Below are 18,218 nucleotides of genomic sequence, written 5' to 3'. Positions count from 1 at the left end.
GCGGCAGCCCCCTCACGTCTCCGGTGGGACGCAGAGGACCGGCACCGTCGACATGTGGAGAAGTTTGTGGGGGGTGGAGCCGAGGAGGGCGCCGCGCATGGGGCTTTCGCCCCAGCTGCCCACCACGATGACGCGGGCCGCGTGCCGGGTCGCCGCGTCGATCAGGGCCTGCGCCGGTTTCTCGTCGAGCACCTCGACGACGGTCGGCACGCCCGCCCGGTCCGCCTCCGTCACCGCCTGTTCGAGACCCGCGCGCCCGGCCTGGCGGATGGCCTCGTAGTGGGAGCGGTACTCCTCGCCCACCGGGCCGGGCGCCGCCGCGCCGAAGACCAGCACCAGCCGCTCGTCGAACGCGGCGGCCACCTCGACGGCGATCCGCAGGGCCCGGGCCGCGCCCGGTGACTCGTCGTATCCGAGTACGACCGACATCTCAGCGCCCCTTCCGGCCGTGGACCAGGTCGGGGTCGGCCACGCCCGGCCGCTCCGCCCAGAAGGCGGGCGACCGCAGCCGCCACACGATCATGACGACGACCCCGGTGAGGGCGATGCCGATCCCGATGACGAGCGGCGGCCCCATGCCGAACCACGAGTCGCCGCTGTACGAGTTCTCGGGATCGGACATGTCCGAGACCGACCGCACCAGGAGCCAGGTCAGGAGCCCGGCGCCGACCAGCGGGCCCAGGCCGATCAGCAGGAAGTTGTGGACGCTCTCGAAGAGATGGCGCCGGTAGTAGACCGCGCAGGCGAGCCCGGTGAGCGCGTAGTAGAACGCGATGAGCAGCGAGAGCGCGGTCAGCGAGTCGAGGAGCGCGTTCTCGCTGATCTGGTTGACCACGAGGTACCAGGCGATGGCGATGCCGGCCACCCACCAGGTGCTCACGTCGGGGGTGCGGAAGCGTGGGCTGATGTGTCCGTAGTGCGCGGGCAACGCCCGCCGGCGGGCCATCGACAGGGCGGTCCGCGAGGCGGGGATGATCGTGGTCTGGGTGGAGGCGATGGCCGAGGTGGAGACGGCCAGGAGCAGCACCCAGTCCCAGCCGCCCAGCACGTCCGTGGCGAGCTGGGCGAAGATGAACTCCTCCTCGTCGGCGTTCTCCGCGAGGAACGCCGGCCCCGCGTACGCGACGACCGCGAACCCCACCGACACGTACGTGACCAGCAGGATCACCGTGGACCAGAGACCCGCCTTGCCCGGCGCCGTCGCGGAGTCCTCCACCTCCTCGGTGAGGTTGACCGCCGACTCCCAGCCCCAGTAGATGAACACACCGAGCAGCAGCCCGCCGGTCAGCGCCGCCCCTCCGGCACCGAACGGATTCAGCCAGTCGACGGAGGGCTCGACGGAGTCGTACGTGCTCGTGCCCGCGTACACCCGGTACAGCGCCACGCCCACGAACACCAGCAGGAACGCGACCTGCGCCAGGATCAGCACGTTCTGCACCTTCGCCGACAGCTCGGTCCCGACGACGCAGGCGGCCGTCATCACCAGGATCAGCAGCACCGTCAGCGACTGCTGTACGAAGGCGTTGTCCACCCAGCTGTCGAGGCCGAAGGAGAGCAGGGCGAAGCTCACGGCCACGTCCGCGAGCGAGCCGACCACCAGGACGCCGGTCATCGCGATGGCCCAGCCGCCGAGCCACCCGGCCCAGGGCCCCATCGCGCGGGTCACCCATGAGAACGTCGTCCCGCAGTCCTGGTCGACCTTGTTGAGGTAGTAGAACGCCGAGGCGATGAACAGCATCGGGACGAAGGACGCGAACATCACCCCGGGCGCGTAGATTCCGGCGAGCGCGACGATCGGGCCGATGACGGCCGCGAGGGAGTACGCGGGGGAGGTGGAGTTGAGCCCGATGACGAGGGCGTCGACGAACCCGATCGCGTTGGCCTTCAGGCCCACGGGCGGATCGGTGCGCGAGGCGCGGTCCTCAGCGGCCATGGTCCCTCGCTCCCGAGAGAAGTGTCCCTTCATGGTAGGAAGACGGCGCCCCGGCTGCACGCCGGGCGCCGGGAGACCCGCCGTACCGGACCGGAACAGAACGGAAGCCCCGATGCAGCCGCTGAAGGAATTCGCCGAGCTCTCCACCCCGCTGATCGCCGACGCCTGCGTGCGGCTCGGGGAACCCCTGCGCGTCGCGCCCGCCGGCATCCTGCCCGTCGTCGCGGGCCGGCGCGTCGCCGGCCGGGCCCTGCCCGTACGGCACTACGGCAGCGTCGACGTCTTCCTGGAGGCGTTCGGCGAGGCCGAGCCCGGTGACGTCCTCGTCATCGACAACGCGGGCCGCGTCGACGAGGCCTGCATCGGCGACCTCGCCGTCCTGGAGGCGGCGGCGGCCGGCATCGCCGGGGTCGTCGTGTGGGGCCTGCACCGGGACACCCCCGACCTCGTCGAGATCGGGCTGCCCGTCTTCTCCTACGGACGCCACGCGCCCGGCCCCGTGCGCGTCGACCCCCGGGACCCGGACGCGCTGACGACCGCGCGGTTCGGCGAGCACGAGGTGACCGCCGCCGACGTCGTGTTCGGCGACGACGACGGCGTGGTCTTCGTCGCCGCCGCCCGGGCCGGCGCCGTCCTGGAGGCGGCCCGGGCCCTGTTCCGTACGGAGCGCGAGCAGGCGCGGCGGATCAGGGCGGGGGAGACGCTGCGCGCCCAGACCCGGTTCGACGCGTACCTGGCGGGCCGGGCCGAGGACCCCTCGTACACCTTCCGGCAGCACCTGCGCCGGATCGGCGGCGCGATCGAGGAGTGAACCCGGCGCACGCGCGCCGGGCCGCCGTCCGGCGGGCTCAGCCCTCGAAGCCCACCGAGCCGTCCGGCAGGATCGCCTCCACGCGCGCGCCGTGCTCCACCGTGCGGCTCACCGTGCAGAACTTCTCGTGCGTCAGGCGTACCCCGCGGGCGAACACTTCGGCCGCCCGCGGGTTGTTGTCCGGGAGCTCGAACTCGTAGCTCACCCTGATCCGCCCCACCCGGCCGTCGTCCTCCGGTCCCGAGACCGACTCCACCACGATCTTCAGGTCGTCGTGGTCCACGGCCCGCGCGGTCCGGTCCACGACGAGACCGCCGCAGCCGCCCATCGCCGCGAGCAGCAACTCGACCGGCGTGAACGAGGGCTGGGCGTCCGCGTCGTCCGCGGCGGCCATCCGGACCTCCGCGCCCCGGTCGTTGCGGGCGGTCCAGTTCCGGTACCCGGTACGGACGGTCTCGATCCGGTAGTCGGCCATGGCGGCGGTCTCCTTCGCGTGGGAACGTGTCCCCGTACGGTACGGTCGCCCGCCCGGGCAACCCCACCGCCCCCGCCGGACCGGAGCGAACCGTGTCGCCCCGGCCGCTGGAGGGCGTCGGCCGACCCGGCCTCCACCCCTCCCGGCAACCTCACCTGAGTACGCGCGTCCGCCCGTCTGAGTACCCCGACCGATACGCCCGGGCCCCCTCCTCCGCTGGAATGTCACCATGACCTCCGACACCGGGCGCCCCCGCCATCTCCAGCACGTCGCCGCCACCGGCACGGCCCTGGCCGTCGCGCTCGGGCCGTTGGTGATCGGTGCCCTGATCGCCAGGTCGGTGGGCGGCGACCCGATGGTCTCCGTCAACGCCCTGATCGCGGGCGGCGGCCAGCGCGCCAGGATCTCCCGGGCGCAGCTCCGTTCCGGTGCCCGGATCCCGGCCCGGCTCCGGCCCCGTGTCCCCGTTTCGGTCCGCCGCCCGGCCGGCTCCCGTACGGTGCGCGGGCGGCGCCGAACTGCTTGACGGTGACCTGACACTCACTCGGCCGAACGGGTACCCGCAGTCCCCCAGATGAGCGATGATCAACACATCTGAGGAGCCCGGCGCGCGGCACCGGGCCACGGCGAAGGGCACACCCATGGCGAGGCGGCACCCCGTGCGGGACGACCACCCCACGAGCGGCACCGGGGACCGGACCGCGCGCACCGAGGGCGCGGACGGCGCCGACGCCCCCGGCGTCAGCCGGCGCCGGTTCCTCGGCTACGTCCTCGCCGCGCCCACCCTCACCGTCGCCGCCCAGCTCGGCGCCGAGGCCCTCGCGCCCCGGCAGGCCGCCGCGGCCGTCCCGGCGCTCGTCCCGAGCCTCCCCGGCCCCGCCGAACTCCTCGACCTCAACGAGCTGCTGACCCTCGCGGCCCTGCCCACCAGCCACCTCATCACCATCCGTCTCGAAGCGGACGGCACGGCCCACCTCGCGCTGCCCCGCGCCGAGGTCGGCCAGGGCATCACCACCTCCAGCGCGATGATCGTCGCCGAGGAACTCGACCTGCCCCTGGACAAGGTCAGGGTGACGCTCGCCGACGCCCGGCCCGAGCTGCTCTTCAACCAGCTGACCGGCGGTTCCAACACCACGTACTCCACCTACCGGCCGCTCCGCGTCGCGGCCGCCGTCGCCCGGGGCCGGCTCCTGAAGGCCGCTTCCCTCGTCCTCGGCGAGGCGGTCGGCACCCTCACCACCAAGGCCGGCGCCGTCCTCTCACCGGCGGGAGCCCTGCTCGGATACGGCGAACTCGCCGTCAAGGCCGCCGCGGTGTCGGACACCGCCGTCGCGGTCACCCTCAAGGACCCCGACCGCTTCCGGATCATCGGCACCGGGCAGCGCCGGGTGGACGCCCTGGCAGCGGTCACCGGCCGCAAGAAGTTCGCGATGGACCTCCAGGTCCCGGACGCGCTGCCCACCATGGTCTGCCGCCCGCCCACCATCAACGGCACGGTCCGCTCCGTCGCCAACCTCGCCGAGGTCCGGGCCCTGCCCGGCATCACCGACGTCGTCACCGTCTCCACCGGTGTCGCCGTGCGCGGACGCACCTTCGGGCAGTGCATCGACGCCGTGCGCGCCCTCCGCGTCGACTGGGGCCCCGGCACCGCCGAGGGCGCCTCCGACGCCACCGTCCTCGCGAAGCTCCGCAGGGCCGAACTGCCCCTCGTGGTACCGCCGCTGCCGCTGCTCACCAAGGCCGTCGACGCCCGCTTCACCTTCCACTTCGCCAGCAACGCCGCCCTGGAGACCAACTGCGCGATCGCCGACGTCCGGGAGGACTCGGCGGAGATCTGGGGCTCGCTGAAGGCCCCGATCGTCGCCCAGGAGCAGATCGCCCTGAAGCTCGGTCTGCCGGTCTCCGCCGTCCGCGTCCACGTCACCGAGGGCGGCGGCTCCTTCGGCCGCAAGCTCTTCCACGACGCCGCCCACGAGGCCGCCGAGATCTCCCGCGCCATGGGCAAGCCCGTCAAGCTGATGTGGCACCGCACCGACGACTTCCGCCAGGGCCGTACGCACCCGATGTCCACCTCGCGGGTCCGTGCCACGTACACGCTCGGCGAGGTCCTCACGTACGAGCAGCGGCACACCTCCGTGGCCACCGACTTCGGGCACGGCATCGGCGAGGTCCTCACGGCGGGGGTTGCCCAGCTGCCCGTCGCCGACCTCACGTTCTCCGAGACGATGTTCCAGCTCACCCAGATCAGCCCCTACCACCTCGGCGTCACCACCCAGCTGCTCGCCGAGACCGACAAGGGCTTCAACACCGGGTCCATGCGCAACATCTACTCGCCCAACGTCCGCTGCGCCCAGGAACTCGTCATGGACGAACTGGCGCGGCGCATGGGCCAGGACGGGTACGCGCTGCGCCGCCGGCTCATGAAGGACCCGCGGGCCCGCGCGGTCCTCGACAAGGTCGCCGAGGTGGGGGAGTGGGGCCGGAGCATGCCGGCCGGCACGGCTCAGGGCATCGCCGTCCACACCGAGTACCACTCCGTCGTCGCCATGCTGGCCGAGATCGACTGCCGGCCGGAGACCACCGGCCGGAAGATCCCCGGCGCGGTCACCGGGCCGAGGGTGACCAAGGTGGTCTGCGCCGTCGACGTGGGCCTCGCGGTCAACCCGCGTGGCCTGGAGGCGCAGATGATGGGCGGCATCTCCGACGGCATCGCCGTCACCCTCACCTCCGGCCTCCATCTGCGCGACGGCCACTTCCTCGAAGGCAGCTGGGACCAGTACTTCTACACCCGGCAGTGGAACACCCCGCCCGAGCTGGAGATCATCGTGATGCCCCCGACCGGCGACAAGCCCGGCGGCGCGGGCGAACTGGCGGTCGCCGGCGCCATGGCCGCGGTGGCCTGCGCCTACGGCCGGGCCACCGGCACGATGCCGACGGTCTTCCCCGTGAACCACGCCGACCCGCTCGCCTTCACGCCCCTGCCGACCGTTCCTCCCGTCCCCGCCTCGCCGACCGACGGCCGCGACCGCGCCCTCTGAGACCTGGAGCAGCATCCGTGCCGCAGCACACCTTCATCCTGAACGGCAAGGCCGTCACCGCCGACGTCGAGGGCGACGTACGGCTCCTCTGGGTCCTCCGGGACGTCCTCGGCGTCACCGGACCCAAGTACGGCTGCGGGGTCGGCGTCTGCCGGGCCTGTACGAGCCACCTCAACGGCAAGGCGATCACGCCCTGCGCCGTGCCCGTCGAGGACCTCGGCCCCACCGACGAGGTCACCACCATCGAGGGGCTCGCCGACACCGTCGGCGGCGAGCTCCATCCGATGCAGGAGGCCTGGCTGGACCTCGACGTGGCCCAGTGCGGCTTCTGTCAGCCGGGCCAGATCATGACGGCGGTCGCGGAGGTCCGCCGGGCCCGGGAGGCCGGCCGGGAGATCACCGAGGCCGACCTGGACACCATCCGCAACATCTGCCGCTGCGGCACTTACCACCGCATCCGCCAGGCCGTCCTGGAAGGCGCGCGCCGGATGGAATGACAGCGCGCCGGGGGAGTGCGGCAGCGCGCGCGTGGACCTGGAAGGATCGGCTCATGCGCGCTGCCCGGCTCCTCTCCCTCGTTCTCCTCCTGCAGAACCGGGGCAGGCTGACGGCCGACGAGCTCGCGGCGGAGCTGGGCGTCTCGGCGCGGACCGTCTACCGGGACATCGACTCACTGAGCAGCGCCGGCGTCCCGGTCTACGGGGACGCCGGGCACCGTGGCGGCTACCAGCTGCTCGGCGGCTACCGGACCCAGCTGACCGGACTGCACGCCGAGGAGGCCGAGTCGCTGTTCCTCGCCGGGCTGCCCGGTGCGGCGGCGGACCTGGGGCTGGGCGAGGTGCTCGCGGCGGCACAGCTGAAACTGACCGCGGCGCTCCCGACCCCGCTCCGGGACCGGGCAGGACGGATCCGCGAACGCTTCCACCTCGACGCGCTGGGCTGGTACCGCGAACAGGACTCCCCACCCGCTCTCGTGGCGCTCGCCGACGCCGTGTGGAACCAGCGGCGCATCCAGGTGCGCTACCGCCGCTGGGCCGAGCCGCAGGAGGTCGAGCGCTTGCTCGACCCGTACGGCCTGGTCCTCAAGGCGGGCGTCTGGTACCTCGTCGCGGCGGTGGACGGCACGGTGCGGACCTACCGGGTCTCGTCGATCCTCGGCCTGACCGTCACGGAGACGGGCTTCGACCGCCCCGAAGGCTTCGACCTGACCGCCCACTGGCGCGACTACCTCACCGCCTACGACGCCCGCAGGCTGAGGCTTCAGGCCTCCGTCCGGATCGCTCCGGCGCTCCTCGCCGCACTGCCGGACCACCTGGACGCGGCACTGGTCCGCGCCGTCGAAACCTCGGCAGCACCGCCGGACGGCGACGGCTGGGTGACGGCGACCATCCCGCTGGAATCGGTCGGCCTGGCGGTGCCCACGCTGCTGTCACTGGGGTCGGACATCGAGGTGCTGGCCCCCGCGGAGCTGCGCCGCAGGATCGCGGAGACGGCGGCGGCCGTGCTCGACCGGTACCGGCCGGTGGACGCGTCGGGCCGGGCGGAGGCCGGTGACCTCAGCAGCAGCCCGGCGGAAAGGGTCGCGGCCAGCGCGAGGCAGGCGAGCACCGCGAAGCCGTAGCGCGTGTCGCTGTGGTCGGTGACCGTCGCGACCAGCAGCATCACCCCCACCGTGGCCGCAAGCCCGGCGCCGTTCGCCAGGCCGAAGACCCTGCCCACCGAGGCGTCGTCGGCCGAGGCCATCAGCATGGTGCGGGAGGCGATCCGGGCCTGCCCGAAGAAGAACGCGCCCACCGGCACCCCCACGAGGTAGCCGACGAGCCCGAACTGGCTCTGAAGCACCAGGCCGACGTTGCAGAGCAGGAAGCAGACGACGGCGATGCGCAGGTCCGGACTGCGCCGGCTGACGATCCGGTAGGCACCGGCGGCCGCCAGGAAGCCGAGGCACCCCAGGGCGTCGACGACACCGAACACCGCCGCACCCAGGTGGAGTTCCCCGATCATCGCGGTGGGGAGCAGAGCGTTGAAGACCGTGACGACCACGCTCCCCTGGGCGTAGAGCAGGATGAAGTGGCGCATCCGCAGCGGCCGGCGCACGGCCGCCCCGGCCGGTGCCTGATCCGGGGCGACGGCGGTCGTCGGCGCCGGGTCCGGGGTGACGGCGGCCGTCGGCGCCTGGGCCGGGCGCCGCCCCACCGCGGCGACGCAGAGCGCCGAGACCAGGAACGTACCGGCGTTGAAGGCCAGCAGCGGCACGGCACCGAACGCCTGGACGCACAGCCCGCCGATGGTCGCCGACAGCAGCATCCCGGCCTGGGTCCCCATCTCGTAGCGGGCGTTGAAGCGCCGCAGCCGGCCCGCCGGAACCCGTTCCTTGATCAACGCGGAGCTCGCCGGCAGGAACAGCGCGCCGACCACGGCGAGCGCCAGGTTGGCGGCGTAGATCCCGGGCCCCGCCGCACCGCCGAAGGCCAGCCACAGCGGCAGCCCGAGGGCCAGTGCCGCGCTGACGACATCGCAGCCGACCCACAGGGTCCGTCGGTCGAAGCGGTCGGCGAGTCGGCCGAAGAACGGCGACAACAACGCCTGCGGCCCGGCGACGGCGATGAACAGCCAGCCCACGGCCACCATGGTCTGCTGCTCCCTGATGACGAGCAGCGCCCCGACGATGAGCTGGACGTTGTTGCTGAGAGCGGTGGCGAAGGCGGCGGGCACGAGCAGTCGCTCGGCGCGACGGGAGTGGTGACTGAGGATCATGGACACCACTATCCGGAGGTTCACTGACACCTTGTGTCAGTGAAGTCCGCGCCCCGTACCGCGTCCAGATACTCCGCCACCGCGTCCCGGTTGCGGGTGAGGCAGCGGATCCGCTCGGTCATCCGGTCCCGCTCGTTCTCCAGGGTGGCCAGCATCTCCGGGGTGGCGTCGGGGAAGTGGATGATCCGGGGCTTGTTCAGGCAGGGCAGGATCTGCTTGATGATCCGGGTCGGCAGACCCGCGTCGAGCAGGCCCCGGATCTGCATGACCCGGTCGACGTTCGACGCGTCGTAGACCCGGTAGCCGTTCGGCAGCCGGTCGGCGACGATGAGACCCTGCTCCTCGTAGTAGCGCAGCAGCCGGCGCGGTGTCCCGGTGCGCTCCGACAGTTCCCCGATCCGCATGGACGCCCCTCCAGGGACTCGCTTGACCTTCACATCAATGTGAGGGTTCGAGCATAGATCCATGGCCAACCACCCGACAGCGGCGGCCCGTTCCGCCGCGCACACCGAGCCCGCCGAGATTCCCGCACCCCTCGCGAAAGGCCGGCTGCCGCTCCTCGCCCTGCTCGCCCTCGCCACCGCCGTCTTCGTCACCAGCCTCACCGAGACCCTCCCCGCCGGCGTCCTGCCCGCCATGAGCGCCGACCTCGGCGTCGGCGAGGCCGCCGCCGGCCAGGCGGTCACCGTCTACGCCCTCGGTACGGCCCTCACCGCCGTACCCCTGGCCGCCCGCACCGCCGGCTGGCGCCGCAAGCGCCTGCTGCTCACCGCGGTCGCCGGATTCGCCGCCGCCAACACCGTCACCGCCGTCTCCTCCTCGTACGCCCTCACCCTGGGCGCCCGGTTCCTCGCCGGGGTCGCCGCCGGTCTCGCCTGGGCCCTGCTCGCCGGGTACGCCCGCCGGATCGCCCCGCCGCACCTCCAGGGCCGGGCCGTCGCCGTCGCCATGACCGGCATCCCGCTGGCCCTCTCCCTCGGTGTGCCCGCCGGCACCTTCCTCGCCGACGCGGTGGGCTGGCGGGCCGCCTTCGCCGCGATGACCGTGATCGCCGTCGGACTGCTCGGCTGGATCGCGCTCGCCGTCCCCGACCTGCCGGGCGAGGCCCGCGGCGGGCGAGCCCCCGTCGCCAGGACCCTGAGGACGCCCGGTGTGCTCCCCGTACTGGCCGTCACCTTCACCCTCGTGCTCGCCCACACCGTCCTCTACACGTACGTCGCCGCCTACCTCGGCCACCTCGGTCTGGCCGGCTCCACCGGCCTGGTCCTGCTGGTCTTCGGCGCCGCCTCGCTCGCCGGGATCTGGTTCACCGGGCGGCACATCGACCGCGCGCTCCGGTTCCTGACCCTGGGCGGAACGATCCTCTTCGCGGTGGCGGCGGCCGGGCTCGCCCTCCCGGCCGCCGGTACCGTCCTCGTCCTGACCGCCGCCGTGCTCTGGGGACTCGGCTGGGGCGGCGCCCCCACCCTGCTCCAGACCGCCGCCGCCGACGCGGGCGGCGAGCACGCCGACACCGCCCAGACGCTGCTCGTCAGCCTCTGGAACGCGGCCATGGCGGCGGGCGGCATCGCCGGCGGGGTCCTGCTCGACGGCCTCGGCGCGGGCGCCCTGCCCTGGAGCGTGCTCGCCCTCCTCGTCCCGGTGACGATGCTCGTGGCGGGCGCCCGCACCCACGGGTTCCCGGCCCGCCGGTGAACGGGACGCGCCGGTGAACGGGACGCGCTGAGCAACGCCCGAAGGCCCCCACCGCGCCCGTGCGGTGGGGGCCTTCGTCGGCCGTGGGAGCCGGTCAGACGGCCGGCGGGACCCGGGGCGGGCGCCCCGTGCCGCGCGTCAGCACATAGCCGCCGACACCCGCGAGGGCGGCGAGCACACCGCCCGCGGCGGTCCAGAGCCAGCGGTCCGACCACCAGCCGGAGGACCAGCCGTCCTCCGGGGCCGCGGCCTCGACCGCGGAGGGCCGGCCGGCGTCCGCGTCGGCGTCCGCCTGGTCGGCGGTGGTCGCGCCGGGCACCAGCGGCGCGGCGAGCGAGCCGTCCGTGGCGTAGGCGCCGCCCTTGTCGAGGGTGCTCACCCCGACGAGGGCGGTGAACGGCTGGCCCAGGTCCTCGTCCGGCAGCGAGGTGACGGTCAGCCGTACGTAGTAGCTGCCCGGCAGCGGGTCGTTCGCCCAGGCGTCGGCCGAGGCGCGGACCGGCCGCAGCACACAGGTGAGCCGTACGGTCGTGGCCTCCTTGGCGGCGGCCCGGGCCTGGGTCCCGTACATGCACGGCTGGCGCCTCCGGAGCCCGTCGTACACGTCGATCCGCCAAGTGGCGGGCCCGTGCCGCAGCGCCGCGTCGGGCAGGGTGACGGTGGCGTCCACCGTCGGCCGCTGCCCGGTGTCGGCGGGGAACACCCAGTACAGGTAGTCACCCGTGGCGGCCTGCGCGGTGGCCCGCTGCCCGGGGAGGAAGCGCGCGGCGGTACGGAACGTGGTGCCCGCCTCCGTCGGCCCGGCCGTGGAGCCGGTGTCCCCGCCGGGGGACGCCGAGGCGGAGGGGGAGTCGGCCAGGGCGGCCGGGGCCACCGGACCGAGCAGGGCGGCGCCCGCGAGCGCGGCCGCGGCGAGCATGCGTACGGTACGCATCAGTGGGTCCTCCAGACAGCGACGCGCCAGCGGGACAGCCAGCCCCAGAGCAGACCGGCCACGAAACCGACCAGCACGAGGACGCCGAGCAGCCACCAGCCGCGGCCGAGGCCGAACGAGGCCACGTCCGAGGCCGCCGACGGGCCGTCGACGACGTCGACCGTCAGCTCGATCGGCATGCCCGGGGTCGTCTTGACCGACGGGGGAGCGGAGAACGAGTTGCTGACCTGGAGGCAGACCGTCTCGGCCGCCGGCTTGGCGTCCCCTGGCCCGTCGTCGAGGTCCGGCTTCGGGTAGCGCAGACCGGTCGAGATCACATCGGTGCGCCCGTCGCCGGCCTCAGAGCCGCGGACGATCTCCCGGCCGTGCCGGGTGACGGCGCGGAGCAGCACGCCGTAGTCGTTGTTGACGGCCCGGTCGGCCGACACGCTGACGGAGGCGCGCAGTTCCTGTCCGGGCAGCAGGTCCACCCGGTACCAGCGGTGCTGGCCGAAGGACTCCCGGTCGGTGTACAGACCGGGCTTCAGCTGCGGGGCGTCGGCGCAGCGGAGGGCGCCCGCGGTGGCCACCGGCGTGACGACCGGGTCGGCGGCGCGGTCGACCAGCTGCCGCACCCTTCGCGAGAGGTCCTCGGTGCGGTGGACCGAGGTGTACGTGCCTCCGGTGGCCTCCGCGATGCAGGTCAGCTGCTGCCGGGTCTTGGCGTCCGGCACCAGGCCCAGCGTGTCGATGACGAGGTGGATGCCCTTGGCCGCGATCTCCCGTGCCACCTGGCACGGGTCGAGCGGGGCGCAGGTGTCCTCGCCGTCGGTGATGAGCACGATCCGGCGGGTGGCGTCGCCGCCCTCCAGGTCCTTGGCCGCGCCGAGCAGCGCGGGACCGATCGGGGTCCAGCCCGTCGGGGCCAGGGAGGCCACGGCGGTCTTGGCCTCGGTGCGGTCGAGCGGGCCCACCGGGTAGAGCTGCCGGGTGTCCTTGCAGCCCTGCTTGCGGTCCTGGCCCGGGTAGTCGGCGCCCAGGGTGCGGATGCCGAGCCGTACCTCCTCGGGGACCGCGTCGAGGACCTCGTTGAAGGCCTGCTTCGCCGCGGACATACGGGACTTGCCGTCGATGTCCTTGGCCCGCATGGAGCCGCTGACGTCGAGGACCAGCTCGACCTTGGGGGATTCCTTCGTGACCGGCTCGTCGGCGGTCGCGCTCGTCGGCAGGAGCGCGACGCTCAGGGCGGCGAGCAGCGCGCAGGCCCCGGTCGCCAGCCGTTTTCTCGTGATCATCGCCGGATCGTATTGATGATCGTGCGACAAACCAAAACGGGGGTGGGACCGCGGGCCTGACCTGCCGTCGGAACGTCCCGGTTCAGGACCGGCTGTCGCGGTCCGTGGTCAGCGGTGTTCCGGGTTCTCGAAGTCGAAGCGGCAGCCGGCGTCCCACTCGGAGCGCTGGTTGCCGTGGGCCGGGATGCCGCCGGCGTCCTTGAGCATTCTCGCCAGGTGGAGCTGGTTCCAGGTCATGAACGTCGTGTTGCGGTTGGTGAAGTCGTTCTCCGGGCCACCCGAGCCCTCGTCCAGGTACGAGGGGCCCGGGCCGGCCGGGCCGACCCAGCCCGCGTCCGCCTGCGGCGGGATGACGTACCCGAGGTGCTGGAGGCTGTAGAGGACGTTCATCGCGCAGTGCTTGGCGCCGTCCTCGTTGCCGGTGATCAGGCAGCCGCCGACGCGACCGTAGTAGGCGTACTGGCCGCGCTCGTTGAGGATCGACGAGCAGGCGTACAGCCGCTCGATCACCTGCTTCATGACCGAGGAGTTGTCCCCCAGCCACACCGGCCCCGCCAGGGTCAGGATGTCGGCGGCCATCACCTGGGAGTAGATCACCGGCCACTCGTCCGTCTCCCACCCGTGCTCCGTCATGTCGGGCCAGACGCCGGTCGCGATGTCGATGTCCACCGCCCTGAGCACGTCGACCCGCACGCCCTGGCGCTCCATGATCCCGGTGCTGATGTCGATCAGACCCTGGGTATGACTGCGCTCCGGGGAGCGTTTCAGGGTGCAGTTGATCACCAGGGCACGCAGGTCGGCGTACGACGTCGTCGAGTCCGGCACGGAATCCTCCTCCATACGCTGCGGGAGTTCGGATCCGATGGCGCCGGAGATCTCCCCGTACAGCTCACCAGGCCTGTGCCGCGGGCGCGCGCGGGGCTGGTCCGGTTGCCTGACGGCCCGTCCCCGGCCCGAAGGCCAGGGCTCCCGTCACCCCCGCGCGGGCGGCTGCGGGGGCACGGCGTCCACGAGGGCCGCCAGGGCGGCCCCGAGGGCTTCCGCTCCCGGGCCCGCCGGGCCGCCCGGCTCGTCCATGTAGACGTCACGGCGTATCTCGATCATCAGGGCGCTGACCCGCGGGTCCTTCCCGTAGTACGCCAGCGGTACGTACGTCCCGGCGAACGGCGTGTCCGTCGCCAGGCCCCCGAACCCCGCGAACGCCTCCCGCGCCGCGTCGAGCAGGGCCGGCGGGGTGTGGAAGGCGTCGGTGCCGAGGCAGACCGGCGGGCGGGGGCCCTCGCCGTGCAGCTCGTACGGCAGGGGTCCGGTCGGGTACGAGTGGACGTCCACGATCACCGCGCGTCCCGTCGCCGCGAGCCGCCCCGCCACCGCCTCGGCCATGCCCTCGGCGTACGGCGTGAAGTACCGCTCGATCAGCGGCGCCGGATCGAACCCGGCCGGCCGGAGCGCCGCCCGGTGTGTCGTGCGGGTGTACACCGCCCCCATCCCGACCGCCAGCATCTCCTCCCGCTCGTCCGGGAACCGCTCCGGGTCCACCACCAGCCGCGAGAGCCCGTTGACGAACCGCCACGGGGCCGCGGCCGCCCGCGCCGCGGCCGTGGCGGCGATCTCCGCCGTGTGGGCGTCGGTGATGTGGTCCAGCTCGGCCGCCAGCTCCGCGTCCCCCAGCAGGATGTCCGCGCGCACGTCAGGGGGTATCACCCGGGAGGAGTGCGGCACATGAAGGAGGACGGGGGAGTCCGGGGCACCGGCGAGGACGTCGTACGCGCGTGAGGTCATCCGCTCAGCCTTCCACAGGAGGCATCCGTCTAGGCAGGGCCCGCGGTGCGGTCAGCCCGGCTTGACGGCCCGCGTCGCGAAATAGCCCGACATGTACTGCGCGGACGCGTTGGACTGGTGCGGAGCTTCCGCGAAGCCGGTGAGGACGAACCCGGCGGCGAGCTGCCCGCCGATCTGGTCGGTGAGCGTGTGGCTGTACTCGAGAGCCGCGTCCGCGCCGAACTTCGCGGCGCGTTCCTCGGCGGAGTACCACGTGACATCGCTGTAGGGCAGCTTGTGCACGACGACCAGTTCGCCGCGCTCGTCGAGCGCCTCGTGGTCGAACAGGTACACATCGGGGTTGAGGAAGCCGGACAGCAGGGTCCCGCCCGGTCGCAGGACGCGGAAGCACTCACGCCACACCGCCGCCAGTTCGGGCACGAACAGGTTGGAGACCGGATGGAACACGACGTCGAACGCCGCGTCGCCGAACACGCCGAGGTCCCGCATGTCGCCCAGGACCGTGCGCAGTTCGAGTCCGTCGCGCGCCGCCACCGTCCGGTCCTGGCCGAGCTGGCCGGGCGAGTTGTCGAACACGGTGACCCGGGCCCCCGCGGCGGCGAGGATCGGACCCTGCTGGCCCCCGCCGGACGCCAGGCACAGCACGTCCTTGCCGGTCAGGTCCTTCGGCAGCCAGGAGCGGTCGACCGGCTCGTGCCCGACGAGAACGATCGACCAGTCGCCCCGGCGGGCCCGCTCGACGTCCTCGCTGCTCACCGGCGTCGACCACTCGTTGCCCTCCTGGACGTACTTGTCCCAGGCCGCCCGGTTGTGGGCGACCGGGTCGACATCCCTGTCCTGCACGTTCGACTCCCTGCTCCAGGCGGGCGGTGACCCCTGCGGTACGGACGGTCCGGTGCCGCCAGCCAACACGATCGCGCGGTGCGGGCTCAACGGAATTAGCGGGCGCCGAGGGGCGGTCGGACCCGGACGTCACCTCGGGGGCGGCGGTGAGGTCTCCGGCGGCCGGTCGACCGCGACCGCCGCGCGGATGGTCTTGCCGTCCGGTCCGGCGTCTACGGTCACCTCGCGGCACAGGCTCAGCACGATCGGCCAGCCGAATCCGCCGGGCCGCAGCTCCCCGCGGAGCTCGTACAGCGGGGTGTCGCCGCTCGCGTCGGACACGGAGACCGTCACCTGGTCGCGTCCGACGCCGATCCCGAAGCCGGTGAGGCCGCCCCCGTGGCGCTGTGCGTTCGTGACGAGTTCCGAGGTGACGAGCAGCAGGTCCTCGACCTGGGACGGCGGCAGGGGGCCGAGGGCGGCGAGGGCGTGACGGACGAGCTGCCGGGCCTGGGCGGGCGTACGGACCGAGGGCGCTCCGGCGTTCCCGGTGCCGTACCGCTCCGTCCCCGGCGTCCGGGACCGGGTGTCGCTCCGGGTGTTCATGGCAGGTCCCCTTCTTCCTGATTCGTCAGTGGATGATGCCTTTCGCCTGCCCGTTCGGATCGGGCTGATGCGCCCCCGTCACCGCGGAGACCGGCGCCCACCCGAAGATGCGTGCGCCGCAGAAGTGGGGGTAGGCGAACCCGGACGGCTGAACGCACCGCAAGCCAGAGGAGGTTGTCCCGTGCGGACCGAACCGGCCCAGGCGACGACGACGCACGCGACGAACGGCACGGGTGAGGAACTGCCCGTACTCGAGGCACCGCATGAGCTTCCGCCCAAGGACGCCCGTGCGCTGTCCAAGGTCTTCCTCCGCGAACTGGCGGCCCGGGAGGAGGGGACGGAAGGTCACCAGTACGTCAGGAACACGCTGATAGAGATGAACATGTCGCTGGTGGTGTACGCGGCGGGCAGGTTCCGGGCCCGGGGCGACGAGATGGAGGACATCGTCCAGGTCGGCATGATCGGTCTGATCAAGGCGATCGACCGCTTCGACCTGAGCCGCGAGGTGGAGTTCGCCACCTTCGCCGTGCCGTACATCGTCGGTGAGATCAAGAGGTTCTTCCGCGACTCCACCTGGGCGGTGCACGTGCCGCGCAGGCTGCAGGAGGCGCGGGTGGAGCTCGCGAAGGCGACGGACGAGCTGAGTTCACGGCTCGGCCGGGCGCCCCGGGTCGCGGAACTGGCGCCGGCCATGGACCTGTCCGAGGAGCAGGTCGTCGAGGCCCAGGTCGCCGCCAACGGCTACCACTCGACCTCCCTGGACGCCGCCGTCGCCGGCGGCGACAGCGAGGACGACGACGCCGCCCTCGCCGACCTCATCGGCCAGGAGGACCCGGCCATCGAGCTGTTCGAGGACTTCCACACGCTCGCCCCGCTCGTGGAGGCGCTCGGCCCCCGCGACCGGCTGCTGCTGCACCTCCGCTTCGTCGAGGAGCTGACCCAGTCGGAGATCGGCGAGCGGCTCGGCGTCTCCCAGATGCACGTCTCCCGCCTCCTGGCCCGCAACATCGAACGGCTGCGGGCAGGCATGGTCGAGACGGGGACGGACGACTGAACGCGCGTGCGCGGCCCGGCGAGAACCGGACCGCGCACCACACGCCGGCGGGGCGGGCTCAGCGCCCCGAAGCCGGCGAGCGCCGGGCGCGGTTCGCGCCCGACGCCCGCCGCGAAGACCTTCCCGTCACGAGTGCTCCCAGGGGCGCGCGGCGATGAACGAGGGCCGGCGGACGGGGGCGGCGAACGGTGCCTCCGGCTGGTTCTCGACGCTGTTGAAGACGAGGAACACATTGCTCCGGGGGAACGGGGTGATGTTGTCCCCCGAGCCGTGCAGCGCGTTGCAGTCGAACCAGGTGGCCGATCCGGCGGGGCCGGTGAAGTGCCGGATGCCGCAGGCCTCGGCGAAGGTGGTGAGCGCCTCGTCCGACGGGGTGCCGGCGTCCTGCATCTGGAGCGACTTCTTGTAGTTGTCCTTCGGGGTGGCCCCGGCGCAGCCCAGGAAGGTGCGGTGCGAACCCGGCATGATCATGAGGCTGCCGTTGGTGGTGTGGTTCGGGGTGAGCGCGATCGACACCGAGACGGTCCGCATCCTCGGCAGGCCGTCCTCCGCGTGCCAGGTCTCGAAGTCGGAGTGCCAGTAGAAGCCGCTGGCGCCGAAGCCGGGCTTGACGTTGACCCGTGACTGGTGGACGTACACGTCGGAGCCGAGGATCTGGCGGGCGCGCCCGAGGACCCGCGGGTCCTCGGCCAGCCGGGCGAAGACCTCGCTCATCCGGTGCACCTCGAAGACGGACCGTATCTCCTGGGAGCGGGGTTCGACGATCGAGCGCTCGTCCGCCCGGACGGCCGGGTCGGAGACGAGCCGGTCCAGCTCCGCACGGAGCACGTCGACCTCGTCGGGGGTGACGAGCTCGTCCACCGTGACGAAGCCGTCGCGGTCGTACTCCTCCAGTTCACGGGCCCAGAAGGGGCCCGCCGTGCCGGGCTCGGACCACACGACGGGGTCCTTCCGGCCGATCAGTTCCTCCTGGGGGCCACGGGTGGGGTAGAGGTCGACGGGGCGGGTGGGTGCGGAGGTCATGGGAGAACGTGCTT

Annotated in this window: 18 protein-coding genes and 1 pseudogene; 7 read left to right on the top strand and 12 right to left on the bottom strand. The window is 72.9% G+C overall.

Annotated elements, in window-relative coordinates:
• Positions 1–12: 12 nt before the first annotated feature.
• The gene (locus DEJ43_RS01195) at positions 13–429 is read right to left on the bottom strand and encodes a universal stress protein (RefSeq protein WP_015031454.1); all 417 of its coding nucleotides are present in this window, start codon (positions 427–429) and stop codon (positions 13–15) included.
• A gap of 1 nt (position 430) precedes the next feature.
• The gene (locus DEJ43_RS01190) at positions 431–1,933 is read right to left on the bottom strand and encodes an APC family permease (protein WP_015031453.1); all 1,503 of its coding nucleotides are present in this window, start codon (positions 1,931–1,933) and stop codon (positions 431–433) included.
• A 112-nt stretch (positions 1,934–2,045) separates the two neighbouring features.
• Here DEJ43_RS01190 and DEJ43_RS01185 point away from each other — a divergent pair, with 112 nt between their 5' ends.
• The gene (locus DEJ43_RS01185; protein WP_015031452.1) at positions 2,046–2,744 is read left to right on the top strand and encodes an RraA family protein; all 699 of its coding nucleotides are present in this window, start codon (positions 2,046–2,048) and stop codon (positions 2,742–2,744) included.
• 37 nt (positions 2,745–2,781) lie between these two features.
• Here DEJ43_RS01185 and DEJ43_RS01180 read toward each other — a convergent pair whose 3' ends face one another.
• On the bottom strand, positions 2,782–3,219 hold the full coding sequence (locus tag DEJ43_RS01180; protein WP_015031451.1) for an OsmC family protein: 438 nt from the start codon (positions 3,217–3,219) through the stop codon (positions 2,782–2,784).
• Between the two features lie 229 nt (positions 3,220–3,448).
• Between DEJ43_RS01180 and DEJ43_RS01175 the strand changes: the two genes are divergently transcribed.
• From DEJ43_RS01175 to DEJ43_RS01160, 4 genes are all read left to right on the top strand, one after another.
• Positions 3,449–3,745, top strand: a complete 297-nt coding sequence (locus DEJ43_RS01175; protein WP_015031450.1) for a hypothetical protein — start codon at positions 3,449–3,451, stop codon at positions 3,743–3,745.
• Between the two features lie 115 nt (positions 3,746–3,860).
• Entirely contained in the window at positions 3,861–6,257 is a 2,397-nt protein-coding gene (locus tag DEJ43_RS01170) for a molybdopterin cofactor-binding domain-containing protein (protein WP_015031449.1), read from the top strand.
• 17 nt (positions 6,258–6,274) lie between these two features.
• Entirely contained in the window at positions 6,275–6,754 is a 480-nt protein-coding gene (locus DEJ43_RS01165; RefSeq protein WP_015031448.1) for a (2Fe-2S)-binding protein, read from the top strand.
• A gap of 53 nt (positions 6,755–6,807) precedes the next feature.
• Positions 6,808–7,878 (top strand): helix-turn-helix transcriptional regulator, encoded by a 1,071-nt coding sequence (locus DEJ43_RS01160; protein ID WP_106433666.1) that lies wholly within the window; start codon positions 6,808–6,810, stop codon positions 7,876–7,878.
• 74 nt (positions 7,879–7,952) lie between these two features.
• Here DEJ43_RS01160 and DEJ43_RS01155 read toward each other — a convergent pair.
• Together DEJ43_RS01155 and DEJ43_RS01150 are read right to left on the bottom strand one after the other, a co-directional pair.
• A pseudogene (locus DEJ43_RS01155) lies at positions 7,953–9,014 on the bottom strand (MFS transporter); the annotation flags it as partial.
• A gap of 20 nt (positions 9,015–9,034) precedes the next feature.
• Positions 9,035–9,418 carry a MerR family transcriptional regulator gene (locus tag DEJ43_RS01150; RefSeq protein ID WP_015031445.1) on the bottom strand — a complete coding sequence of 128 codons (384 nt, stop codon included), beginning with the start codon at positions 9,416–9,418 and terminating at the stop codon, positions 9,035–9,037.
• A gap of 61 nt (positions 9,419–9,479) precedes the next feature.
• Between DEJ43_RS01150 and DEJ43_RS01145 the strand changes: the two genes are divergently transcribed.
• Positions 9,480–10,709 carry an MFS transporter gene (locus DEJ43_RS01145; protein ID WP_015031444.1) on the top strand — a complete coding sequence of 410 codons (1,230 nt, stop codon included), beginning with the start codon at positions 9,480–9,482 and terminating at the stop codon, positions 10,707–10,709.
• Positions 10,710–10,803: 94 nt separating this feature from the next.
• On the opposite strand, the gene DEJ43_RS01140 is transcribed toward DEJ43_RS01145, so the two are convergent.
• From DEJ43_RS01140 to DEJ43_RS01115, 6 genes are all read right to left on the bottom strand, one after another.
• Complete coding sequence (locus DEJ43_RS01140; protein WP_015031443.1) at positions 10,804–11,643, bottom strand: hypothetical protein; 840 nt, start codon at positions 11,641–11,643, stop codon at positions 10,804–10,806.
• The gene (locus tag DEJ43_RS01135; protein WP_015031442.1) at positions 11,643–12,917 is read right to left on the bottom strand and encodes a VWA domain-containing protein; all 1,275 of its coding nucleotides are present in this window, start codon (positions 12,915–12,917) and stop codon (positions 11,643–11,645) included. The genes DEJ43_RS01140 and DEJ43_RS01135 overlap by 1 nt, the downstream gene beginning before the upstream one ends.
• 108 nt (positions 12,918–13,025) lie before the next feature.
• Complete coding sequence (locus DEJ43_RS01130) at positions 13,026–13,757, bottom strand: flavodoxin family protein (RefSeq protein WP_041661940.1); 732 nt, start codon at positions 13,755–13,757, stop codon at positions 13,026–13,028.
• A 132-nt stretch (positions 13,758–13,889) separates the two neighbouring features.
• Entirely contained in the window at positions 13,890–14,699 is an 810-nt protein-coding gene (locus DEJ43_RS01125) for an N-formylglutamate amidohydrolase (RefSeq protein WP_015031440.1), read from the bottom strand.
• 51 nt (positions 14,700–14,750) lie between these two features.
• Entirely contained in the window at positions 14,751–15,542 is a 792-nt protein-coding gene (locus DEJ43_RS01120) for a class I SAM-dependent methyltransferase (RefSeq protein ID WP_015031439.1), read from the bottom strand.
• Between the two features lie 129 nt (positions 15,543–15,671).
• Positions 15,672–16,127: an ATP-binding protein gene (locus DEJ43_RS01115; RefSeq protein WP_015031438.1), complete on the bottom strand. Its 456-nt coding sequence runs from the start codon at positions 16,125–16,127 to the stop codon at positions 15,672–15,674.
• A 181-nt stretch (positions 16,128–16,308) separates the two neighbouring features.
• Between DEJ43_RS01115 and DEJ43_RS01110 the strand changes: the two genes are divergently transcribed.
• The gene (locus tag DEJ43_RS01110) at positions 16,309–17,181 is read left to right on the top strand and encodes an RNA polymerase sigma factor SigF (RefSeq protein WP_015031437.1); all 873 of its coding nucleotides are present in this window, start codon (positions 16,309–16,311) and stop codon (positions 17,179–17,181) included.
• A gap of 126 nt (positions 17,182–17,307) precedes the next feature.
• On the opposite strand, the gene thpD is transcribed toward DEJ43_RS01110, so the two are convergent.
• Positions 17,308–18,204: an ectoine hydroxylase gene (thpD, locus tag DEJ43_RS01105; RefSeq protein WP_015031436.1), complete on the bottom strand. Its 897-nt coding sequence runs from the start codon at positions 18,202–18,204 to the stop codon at positions 17,308–17,310.
• Between the last annotated feature and the right edge of the window lie 14 nt (positions 18,205–18,218).

The organism is Streptomyces venezuelae ATCC 10712, assembly GCF_008639165.1.
Classification (GTDB): Bacteria; Actinomycetota; Actinomycetes; order Streptomycetales; family Streptomycetaceae; genus Streptomyces; species Streptomyces venezuelae.
Note: the sequence above shows the minus strand (reverse complement) of the source record. Positions and strands in the feature narration are given on the sequence as shown.